Source organism: Xanthomonas sp. SHU 199 (genome assembly GCF_000364665.1).
Taxonomy (GTDB): Bacteria; Pseudomonadota; Gammaproteobacteria; order Xanthomonadales; family Xanthomonadaceae; genus Xanthomonas_A; species Xanthomonas_A sontii.
Window position 1 is genome coordinate 1 of record NZ_AQOI01000848.1, and the last position, 2,564, is coordinate 2,564.

The 2,564-nt window shown below is 72.0% G+C and carries 4 protein-coding genes; all 4 read left to right on the forward strand.

Going from position 1 to position 2,564, the window contains the following annotated elements:
• Positions 1-496: FimD/PapC C-terminal domain-containing protein (locus tag D183_RS25780; RefSeq protein ID WP_039729542.1), on the forward strand; the 496-nt coding region annotated here is incomplete at its 5' end.
• Complete coding sequence (locus D183_RS0123150; protein ID WP_017911098.1) at positions 493-1,515, forward strand: Csu type fimbrial protein; 1,023 nt, start codon at positions 493-495, stop codon at positions 1,513-1,515. The genes D183_RS25780 and D183_RS0123150, both read left to right, overlap by 4 nt.
• An 81-nt stretch (positions 1,516-1,596) precedes the next feature.
• The gene (locus tag D183_RS0123155; protein ID WP_017911099.1) at positions 1,597-1,917 is read left to right on the forward strand and encodes a hypothetical protein; all 321 of its coding nucleotides are present in this window, start codon (positions 1,597-1,599) and stop codon (positions 1,915-1,917) included.
• Positions 1,917-2,564: fimbrial biogenesis chaperone (locus D183_RS25785; RefSeq protein WP_017911100.1), on the forward strand; the 648-nt coding region annotated here is incomplete at its 3' end. The genes D183_RS0123155 and D183_RS25785, both read left to right, overlap by 1 nt.

The window sequence follows — 2,564 nt, forward strand, 5'->3', positions numbered from 1 at the left end:
GGCCTTCGCCCTGGTCTCCACCGGCGGCGTCGCCGACGTGCCGGTGCTGCTGGAGAACCGGCCGATCGGCCGCACCGATGCGCGCGGCTTCCTGCTGGTCACGCCGCTGCTGGCCTGGCAGCACAACCGGCTGTCGATCGATCCGATGCGCCTGCCGCCCGAGTTGCGGCCGGAGCAGATCGACCAGATCGTGGTGCCGCGCGATCGGACCGGGGTGGTGGTGGCGTTCCCGATCCGCCGCAGCGACGGTGTGCTGGTGCAACTGCACGACGCCGCCGACGCGCCGCTGCCGGTCGGCAGCCGGGTGCATGGACCGGGCGTCGACACCGTGGTCGGCTACGATGGTCAGGCCTATGTGGAAGGGCTCGCGCCCGGCCGCAACGACCTGGAGGTGGACATGCAAGGAAGCCGCTGCCGGTTCCGGATCGAGCGCCCGACGCAGGCGCCGCCCACTCGGCTGGGTCCGCTGCGCTGCCTGTCGGAGCGCACGCCGTGAGCGCGCGCGCCTGGCGGATATGGCTGCCGGCGCTGCTGCTGGTGGCCGCGGCGCTGCTGCCGCAGCGCGCTGCCGCGACCACCACCTGTACCGCGCAGGCCACGGCGGTGAGCTTCGGCACCCTCTCCGACACCGCCGCCACCGACGCCACCGCACAGATCCTGGTGACCTGCCAGACCGGCGCGATCAGCGTGCTGGGCACGATCTACGTGCGCATGTGCCTGAACATCGGCGAGGGCGCACAGGGTGCCGGCCTCGGCATCACCCCGCGGCGCATGCTCAACCCGCTCAACGACAGCCTCGGCTTCCAGCTCTACCGCGACAGCGCGCGCAGCCTGATCTGGGGCAGCGCGCTGAGCGGTTCCACGCCGCTGCAGGTGGACCTGACCTACTCGTCGCTGGCGACCGGCGGCAGCGGCACCGGCACCTACACCATCTATGCGCGCGTCCCGTTGCAGAGCGGTATCGCCACCGGGGCCTACCAGAACAGTTTCAGCGGCGTGTACACCAACCTGCAGTACCGCTACGACGAGCCGTTGGTCGGCAACCCCGCGGTGATTCCCACCTCCTGCACCACCGGCGGCAAGGGCGGCGGCACCTCGGTGCAGTTCCCGTTCGTGGCCAGCGCCACCGCCGCACCGACCTGCACCATCGCCAGCATCGCCGACCTGGACTTCGGCACCCAGTCCGGCCTGATCGACAACCCGCTGAACTACACCACCGTGCTCAGCATGAACTGCCGCTACCGCACCGCCTGGCAGGTGAGCCTGGACAATGGCCAGAACGCCAGCGGCAACGTGCGCCGCATGCGCAGCGCCAGCGGCCAGTACCTGACCTATGAGCTGTACCGCGACGCTGCGCGCACCCAGCGCTGGGGCAGCACCCTGAATACCGATACCCAGACCGGCACCGGGACCGGCAGCGCACAGGCGCTGACCCTGTACGGGCAGGTCCCGGCCCGGCAGACGCCCGCCCCGGGCAGCTACAGCGACGTGGTCAAGGTCACCGTCACCTACTGAGGCCTGAACGGCGCCAGCGTGCCGGTCAAGTTGTCGTGGCGAGGGCCGCTATTGGCTGTGTCCTCCCCGGAGTTCCGCTCGATGACTGCGCCGTTCCTGCGACCGCTGCTGCTGGCGAGCCTGTGCGTGGCCGGCGTCGACGCGGCGGCGCAACCCGCCGTCGGCACCGGCGGCACGATGTTGCGGATCGGTATCCGTATCGAACGCAGTTGCGAGATCGGCGCCCCCGCGCGTCCGCAACCCGGGGCACTGCCGACGGTCGCCTGCAACCGCCCGCTGGCCTACCAGGTCAGCATCGACGGCACACCCGCGCCCGGCCCCAGCATGGCGTTGGCCTTGAGCCTGCCCGCCGCCGGCATCACGCCGGGCACGTCGGCGGGCTACGCCACGGTCGCGTTCTGATGGGCAGCGCCCGCGCGCGCCTGCTGCCGGCGCTGCTGCTGGCGCTGGCCGGCAGTGCTGGCGCGGCCGGGGTGCGGATCAGTCCGACCCTGGTGCAACTGGCACCCGGCGAGACCAGCACCGAGATCTGGCTGAGCAATACCCAGGACCGCCATTGGCAGGCGCAGGTCACGGTGTACCGCTGGCGGCAGACCGACGGGATGGACGACCTGGAGAGCACCGACGAGGTCCGCGCCAGCCCGCAATCGATCGACATCCCCGCTCAGGGGCGGCAACTGCTGCGGCTGGTGCGTACCGGCCCTGCGAGCGCCAACGAAGGCGCCTACCGCCTGGTGCTGGAGGAACGCAGCGCCCCACCCGACACCGGCGCGCCTGCCACGCAGGCCGCTCCGTTGCTGCTGCGCTATTCCACGCCGGTGTTCCTGAGCCCTGCGGACCCGGCAGCCGCACCGCGCCTCAGCGCCCACCTGATCGCCGGCGCGCGCGGGCCGGAGCTGGTGGTGCACAACCGCGGCAGCGCCCACGCCCGGCTCAGCGACCTGAGCTTCGTCGGCGCCGACGGCCGCACCCAGACCCTGTTCCCCAGCCTCGCCGGCTACATCCTGGCCGGCGACTACAAGCGCTGGCCGCTGCCGGCCGCCGCGGCC

Coding starts and splice junctions, on each gene's coding strand:
- D183_RS0123155 (WP_017911099.1), top strand. CDS start 1,597: ATGACTGCGCCGTTCCTGCGACCGCTGCTGCTGGCGAGCCTGTGCGTG.